The sequence below is a fragment of the Siminovitchia fortis genome (assembly GCF_003605365.2).
Lineage (GTDB): Bacteria > Bacillota > Bacilli > Bacillales > Bacillaceae_C > Siminovitchia > Siminovitchia fortis.
In genome coordinates this window covers 1-6,833 of the sequence record NZ_QYTU02000065.1, presented here as the reverse complement: position 1 = coordinate 6,833, position 6,833 = coordinate 1, and the positions used below count along the sequence as shown (strand labels likewise).

7 protein-coding genes and 1 riboswitch are annotated in these 6,833 nt (G+C 41.6%); all 7 genes read right to left on the bottom strand.

The window, feature by feature from the left end; translation table 11 throughout:
• Positions 1–93 precede the first annotated feature (93 nt).
• Positions 94–474, bottom strand: a complete 381-nt coding sequence (locus D4N35_RS17290) for a YdcP family protein (RefSeq protein WP_120075902.1) — start codon at positions 472–474, stop codon at positions 94–96.
• A 13-nt stretch (positions 475–487) separates the two neighbouring features.
• Positions 488–802, bottom strand: coding sequence for a YdcP family protein (locus tag D4N35_RS17285; RefSeq protein ID WP_120075900.1), 315 nt, complete (start codon positions 800–802; stop codon positions 488–490).
• 99 nt (positions 803–901) lie between these two features.
• Positions 902–1,087 (bottom strand): hypothetical protein, encoded by a 186-nt coding sequence (locus tag D4N35_RS17280; RefSeq protein WP_120075898.1) that lies wholly within the window; start codon positions 1,085–1,087, stop codon positions 902–904.
• Positions 1,088–1,160: 73 nt separating this feature from the next.
• On the bottom strand, positions 1,161–1,706 hold the full coding sequence (locus D4N35_RS17275) for an MT-A70 family methyltransferase (protein WP_120075896.1): 546 nt from the start codon (positions 1,704–1,706) through the stop codon (positions 1,161–1,163).
• 330 nt (positions 1,707–2,036) lie between these two features.
• Complete coding sequence (gene guaA / locus D4N35_RS17270) at positions 2,037–3,590, bottom strand: glutamine-hydrolyzing GMP synthase (RefSeq protein ID WP_120075894.1); 1,554 nt, start codon at positions 3,588–3,590, stop codon at positions 2,037–2,039.
• 671 nt (positions 3,591–4,261) lie between these two features.
• Positions 4,262–5,596, bottom strand: coding sequence for an NCS2 family permease (locus tag D4N35_RS17265; protein WP_164876418.1), 1,335 nt, complete (start codon positions 5,594–5,596; stop codon positions 4,262–4,264).
• Positions 5,597–5,820: 224 nt separating this feature from the next.
• Positions 5,821–5,922, bottom strand: a riboswitch (purine riboswitch).
• 42 nt (positions 5,923–5,964) lie between these two features.
• On the bottom strand, positions 5,965–6,591 hold the full coding sequence (gene guaA, locus D4N35_RS17260) for a glutamine-hydrolyzing GMP synthase (protein WP_120075890.1): 627 nt from the start codon (positions 6,589–6,591) through the stop codon (positions 5,965–5,967).
• Positions 6,592–6,833: the final 242 nt, after the last annotated feature.

Below are 6,833 nucleotides of genomic sequence, written 5' to 3'. Positions count from 1 at the left end.
CAATTACACAAAATAATTTATACTCCCCAAATTGAAAAACGAGAGAAGCATCTTTTTCCTTAATGCGTTTCCCTCGTTTTTTGAAAACCTTCATTATTTATCCTTACTAGGTGCAGCTTTTGTAGCATTACCACCCGATGTGACAGCTTTTCCTTTTAAGACCAAATCATCTGCCTTAATATACCAATCAACATCCGCGCCACGAAATGTTGCATTCGCCACCGTATCTGCGACGGGATTAATAAGCTCTACTTCCGCATTATAATCAAATTCTTTCAATGGAACAGAAGCAGGAATACTCACTTGAATCATGCGCCCTTGTTCACGAGACTTTAAATCATAGGTGCGTTCCTTTACTTCTGATGATACTGTACCATCTTCGTTTTGAAGAAACACTTCACGCCGTAATGCAGAAAATTTTAATAAGCCAAATGTCTTTTCTTTATCGATTACAATTCCTTGTGCTAATCTCATCTCTTTTCCCTCCTTATGCTTTTACCATGTCATCTGCATGTAAGATATAATTTGTGAAACCACGATCCCCAATTTTATAACCTTCTGCGGTAATACGTGGGTTTATCAACTTGACGTTTTCCTCGGCATCAAAGAACTTTTCCCCAGCCTCTTGTGGGAGAATCACCTCAATATCATCTGCACGTTGAATATCAGAATATAGGTTATATCTGCGAGACAGTGTAGTCATACGTCCATTGATCCGTCGCTGTTCGACTTTCCCTTCTCCTGCATATTCTAAATTTCCAAAAGTCTTTTCCATGTTTGGAATAACGTATTTTAATTCCATCATATAGACCTCTTTTCTTATTTTTATTTTCACTTATGCATCAATGTGGGAATCAAGTAAGAAGGGAGGAGAACGAGAAATGTTTATTGTAATCACTCCTTACGCTTCTTGAAAACGATAATCCACACGTCCATAAATCACACACCAAAAAACAACCATCGTCTTTCCTTGTTTGTCACGTATCAATTTCCCGTAAGGAAAAAACGGAAAGTCTTCAATCTCAATCTCATTCAGAACAAAATGATCTTCAATCCATTCCATCACCTTTTCTTCATTTCCTTCCAAAGGAAACCACTCCCCTTATTGTTTTGCCAATAAAAGAGCGTGACGGATGCTGATTGCCACACGCTAAAATTTGTCATAAGCTACCCTTTTCTAAAGAAAGACTACTTTCCACTTCATTTCCCCACACATCCCAATTTGAAGAAGTTTGTCTGGCGAACAATTCAATGCGTGGTAAATCTCCCATCAGTTCTACAATTTTTTCTCTAGCGATATCTGGTTTCTTACTGTGTTCTTCGACTGGGCTAACAATTAACTGATGAACCTTCTTCGATACTCTTTTGGGACGTCCTTTCACAGCTAATAAACAAATTTCAGCATTCGAGCGTGTCCAGTGACCCAAGCCAAAGAAAAAGCCATTCCCTGATTTATTTTGTTTCACCCAGACAAAAGCAACCGTTTTGAACGTAAACCCCCATGCAGCGATAACTTTTAATGCCTCTTGTAACATAGGGAAGGTTGCCCACAAAAATAAAACACTATCTTTGCGAGAGATAGTATCAATAGGTAGATTACAAATGTCTTTCAAACTCATTGTGCGATAATGATTTTCTGCCACTCCATTTCCTTTATTTTGTCGATATTGCCACGGTGGATCAGCATAAATAATGTTATATTTCATTTTTCACAACTCCAAAGTTTAGCTACAACAAAAAAACGACCTTTTGGCGGAGAAAAGTCCTTCAAAGGTCGCTTAGGTGTGCTGATAAATTTATAAATGTTTATCCCACTGCTTAATTAAGAATATGCAAAAAGCTAGATAAACAGAGATCTGCAAATATCTAGAAAATAAAAAAAGAGATATTGCTTTTACACAATATCCCTCACTTTTCTCCGTTTCCTCTGGCGGGATTTTGGCGGAGAACCTATTCATTTTTAATTGTTTTATCCATTTTACGTACCATCGAAATGCAGTCAAATCAACGTTTTCACTTCAAATGCTCTTAGTGAATTATTCCCACTCAATCGTAGCAGGCGGCTTGCTTGTAATATCGTATACCACTCTGTTGACGTGCTCCACCTCATTAACGATCCGGGTGGAGATGATCTCAAGAACTTCCCAAGGTATACGGGCCCAGTCCGAAGTCATCCCGTCAATGGAAGTAACGGCTCTGATTCCAATGGTGTGATCATATGTGCGGGCGTCACCCATGACACCAACGCTTCGAATATCTGGCAACACCGTGAAGTATTGCCAAATTTCTTTATCAAGACCGGCCTTTTTAATTTCTTCACGTAAAATATAATCAGATTCACGAACGATTTCGAGCTTCTCTTCCGTGATTTCTCCAAGAACTCTGATTCCAAGACCCGGTCCTGGAAATGGCTGGCGCCAAACAATTTCATTAGGGATTCCCAGCTCAGTACCAAGCGCTCTTACTTCATCTTTAAATAATGTATTTAATGGTTCAATTAATTTGAATTCCATATCTTCCGGCAATCCGCCGACATTATGGTGAGATTTAATTGTTTGTGCAGTCGCTGTCCCACTTTCAATAATATCCGTATAAAGCGTTCCTTGAGCTAAAAATTCAATGCCTTCAAGTTTGGCCGCTTCATCGTCAAATACGTAAATAAACTCGTTTCCGATGATTTTTCTTTTCTTCTCGGGATCAGAAACGCCTTTTAATTTTGATAAAAAGCGGTCTTTCGCATCCACTTTGATCACATTCATGTGGAAGCCTTCACGGAAAGTTTTCATAACACTTTCGGCTTCACCTTTTCTAAGCAAGCCATGATCGACAAAAATACATGTCAATTGGTCACCGATCGCTTTGTGAATCAGAACCGCAACAACGGAAGAATCCACACCGCCGCTGAGTGCACATAAAACTTTCTTATCTCCGACTTCCTGACGGATTTTTTCCATTTCAACATCAATGAAGCTTTCCATTGTCCACTCGCCTTTGCAGCCGCATACGTCAAAAACGAAGTTTTTCAATAGTTCATTGCCGTACTCAGAGTGACGGACTTCCGGATGGAATTGAACACCGTAAAACTTTTTCTCTTCATTGCTGATCGCTGCGATCGGGCAGGAAGGATTAACACCGTCCACGACAAAACCTTCAGGTGCTTTTTTTACTAAATCACCATGGCTCATCCACACTTTTTGCTCCACAGGAAGGCCTTTAAAAAGGGCAGCCCCTTCTCTTACTTCAATAGAAGCTTTTCCGTATTCTCTTCCTTTCGCTCTTTCGACAATGCCTCCAAAATGCATCGTCATTAATTGCATCCCATAGCAGATTCCGAGAACAGGAATTCCCAATTCAAAAATTCTTTCGTCACAACGGAAAGCATTTTCTCCATATACACTGTTCGGTCCACCGGATAAAATAATCCCCGCCGGATTAATGGCTTCAATCTCTTCAATTGTGATCGTATGCGGATGAAGCTCACTGTAAACACCGAATTCGCGTATTCTTCGAGTAATCAATTGGTTATATTGACTTCCGAAGTCCAATACCATAATCATTTCTTGATTTTGCAGTTCTGTTTTTCCTGGCATCTAGGCACCCTCCATATCTCAAAACTCTACCGTCCAAACATTCGGCGGAGTACTTCTATACTCATCATATCATGATTTCTTATCGCAGTGTTCCCACCAAGACTGGTTCATATGTTTGTCAATTTTTTTCATTTTATACTCGTTTTCACCCATGGTCAATATGTTGCCTTTATGATTAAATTTTCCATTAAATCACTTGGACTTCATGAACAAAGGCGCAAGCGANTATGATTAAATTTTCCATTAAATCACTTGGACTTCATGAACAAAGGCGCAAGCGACTGTTTATCGACGTACAGACTGGAGCGTTTCTGACGAGATAAAGGAAACACGCGTAGCGGAGCGATGTTGACTTATCGTAGGAAGAAGCGTGAAGTCTCCTAGTCGATAGGCGTTGGAGCCGGACGCAGCACTAAGTGACAAATAAGTTACTAACAACCTGAGCATTTTATAGTACGCTAAACATTCCAAAAAAGCCTGCAGAGAAGAGAAGTCTGCTCTGCAAGCCGCATCGATATTATTTTATCCCGCATTAACGGGCAGTATGGCTCCCACCACAAAACATTAGATGAATCGGAATAGTTTAGGTGGGAGGTCAACTGCCCGTAAAAGCCCGATTCGTTCAACTAACAATCAGTGGGGGATGAAGAAAACCCCCACTGATTGAAGTTTCACTTTATAAATATGAAGTAAAGCACGAAGATCACAAAGAAGAAATACATAATCGGGTGAATTTCTTTCGCTTTTCCTTTAACAATCATTGTAATCGGATAAAAGATAAAGCCTATTCCGATACCGGTAGCGATTGAGTACGTCAACGGCATGGCGACAATAGTAAAAAATGCCGGAACAGCAATTTCAAATCTCTTCCAGTCAATCCCTCCAATTCCGGACACCATCAGTACCCCGACGATAATCAGTGCCGGTGCAGTGACAGAGGAGGTGATGACACCGAGCAATGGATAGAAAAACAGGGATAATAAGAATAAAATCGCTGTAACAATATTGGCAAACCCGGTTCTTGCACCTGCCGCCACTCCGGCAGTTGATTCGACATAAGAGGTTGTCGTTGAAGTTCCCAAAATGGAGCCTGCCACGGTTGCTGCAGAGTCAGCAAATAAAGCTTTGCCGGCACGCGGCAGCGTGTCGCCTTTCATCAGCCCGGCCTGCTGGGCAACGGCTACCAATGTCCCTGCTGTATCAAAAAAATCAACAAATAGGAATGTCAATACAACAACAAGCATTTGAAGGGTAAATACTTCAGCCGGCGAATTGAAAATCGGCTCAATCGCTACCCCGAAAGTAGGGGCAATGCTTGGTACGGAACCAACGATCCCATCTGGTTTAGGAACAACCCCCGCCATCATCCCGATGATGCCGGTAATTAGTATTCCGAAGAAAATACCGCCTCTGACACCACGGGTCATTAAAATTACTGTAATGACAATGCCAACAACAGCCAAGATGACATTTCCGTCTCTTAAATTGCCAAGGCCGACAAGAACGGCGTCGTCATTCACAATAATGCCTGCATTTTGAAACCCGACAAATGTGATGAAAAGTCCAATCCCCGACCCGACTGCAATCTTTAGTTCAGGAGGGATCGAATTGATCAGCATTTCCCGAATACCTGTAAGCGTTAGGCATATAAAAATAATTCCTGAAAAGAGCACCCCGGTTAAAGCCGTTTGCCATGGAATACCCATTGTTAAAATAACCGTATAGGCAAAGAACGCATTTAGTCCCATTCCTGGAGCCAGCGCAATCGGATACCTTGCAATAAGTCCCATCAGCAGGGTTCCGAGCGCAGCAGCCAAAGCAGTTGCGACAAACACAGCCCCGTGATCCATTCTTAAGGCATCAGGAAGATCTTTTACAGTTTCAAGGGAAAGTGTGATCGGATTTAAAATAAGAATATAAGCCATGGATAAAAACGTCGTTAATCCGCCAATAATTTCCCTGCGGTAGTTGGTGCCTAATTCATCAAACTTAAAATAATTCCTCAATTGTCTTTCCTCCAAAATGAGGTCTGGATGCCAAACCTGCATGATATCATCTTTTTCTTTGCCTTAGTTTTTTATTCAATCCCTTGAGAACTCAAGCAGGCTCGAATAATTTTTCCAAGTACGCGTACCTCCTCTTCAAGAAAACAGAAAAACGCCTTAAGCAACTAAGGCTTAAGGTGCTGACTGCGATTTAAATAATAATAGAGGATTACACCACAATAAAGTAATCCCCGTTTTCATCTCGTAGTCAAGCTATTTACGGCAGCCTGGTAGAAACTTGCGGGCCATATCCCCGCGATTATACGATATAAAACGACATATTTCTGTTTATTTCTACTTTATCAATATTGTTACAGCCCGTCAATATTTTATTTTGCAGCATTCATGTCTTCCGTACAATGGCACAAACCAAAGACAAAGTTTTTGAGCAATTGGGTACCGTACTCCGTTTGTTCCGCTTCCGGATGGAACTGGATGCCATAAAATTTACTGTCCGTATTGCTGATTGCAGCAACCGGTGCCTTTTCGCTTTCCGCATCAACGACAAACCCTGCAGGCATTTCCTCAATTGTATCGCCTAAGCTCATCCAAACGTTCAGCTTTTCAGGAATCCCTTTGAATAGTTCAGGGCCGCCGCCCTTAATTTGAATGGCAGCTTGTTCATATGTCCGTTCTTCTTTTCTTTGGACTCGTCCGCCGAATCTAATCGCCATCAACTGCATGCCATAGCAAATTCCCAGAACCGGGATTCCAAGGTTGAATATTTCTTTATCAACTATAAGGGCATTATCCGAATCGACATGATTGGGGCCGCCGGATAAAATAATCCCTTTCGGATTTGATTTCCTGATCTCTTCTGCGGTCACCGTGTGCGGATACAGCTTACTGGAGACCCCCAATTCCTGGATTCTTTGCTTGATGAGCGGGTTGGATTGATCGCCGAAACCGAGAACAACAATCATTTCTTTATTGTTCAATTCAGGTTTTTCCAGCATTTCGGAACCTCCGTCAAAAATTTTCAACAAATAAGAAAAGCGCAAGCGCCCGTTTAGCGACGTACAAACTGGAGCACTCCGCAATGAGATAAAGGAAACACGGCGACGTAGGAGCCGATGTTGACGTATCGTAGTGGAGGAGTGCGAAGTTTGCTAGTCGCTGGGCGCTGGAGCGGGACAAAGAAAGGCTTCTTTTGAAAAAATTTTCATATCAGCTTATACTCCCTCTTTATACTAACGTT

Excerpts from the sequence above, each read along its gene's own strand:
- D4N35_RS17290 (WP_120075902.1), bottom strand. The coding sequence starts at position 474 with ATGAGATTAGCACAAGGAATTGTAATCGATAAAGAAAAGACATTTGGC.
- D4N35_RS17275 (WP_120075896.1), bottom strand. The coding sequence starts at position 1,706 with ATGAAATATAACATTATTTATGCTGATCCACCGTGGCAATATCGACAA.
- guaA (WP_120075894.1), bottom strand. The coding sequence starts at position 3,590 with ATGCCAGGAAAAACAGAACTGCAAAATCAAGAAATGATTATGGTATTG.
- D4N35_RS17285 (WP_120075900.1), bottom strand. The coding sequence starts at position 802 with ATGGAATTAAAATACGTTATTCCAAACATGGAAAAGACTTTTGGAAAT.
- guaA (WP_120075890.1), bottom strand. The coding sequence starts at position 6,591 with ATGCTGGAAAAACCTGAATTGAACAATAAAGAAATGATTGTTGTTCTC.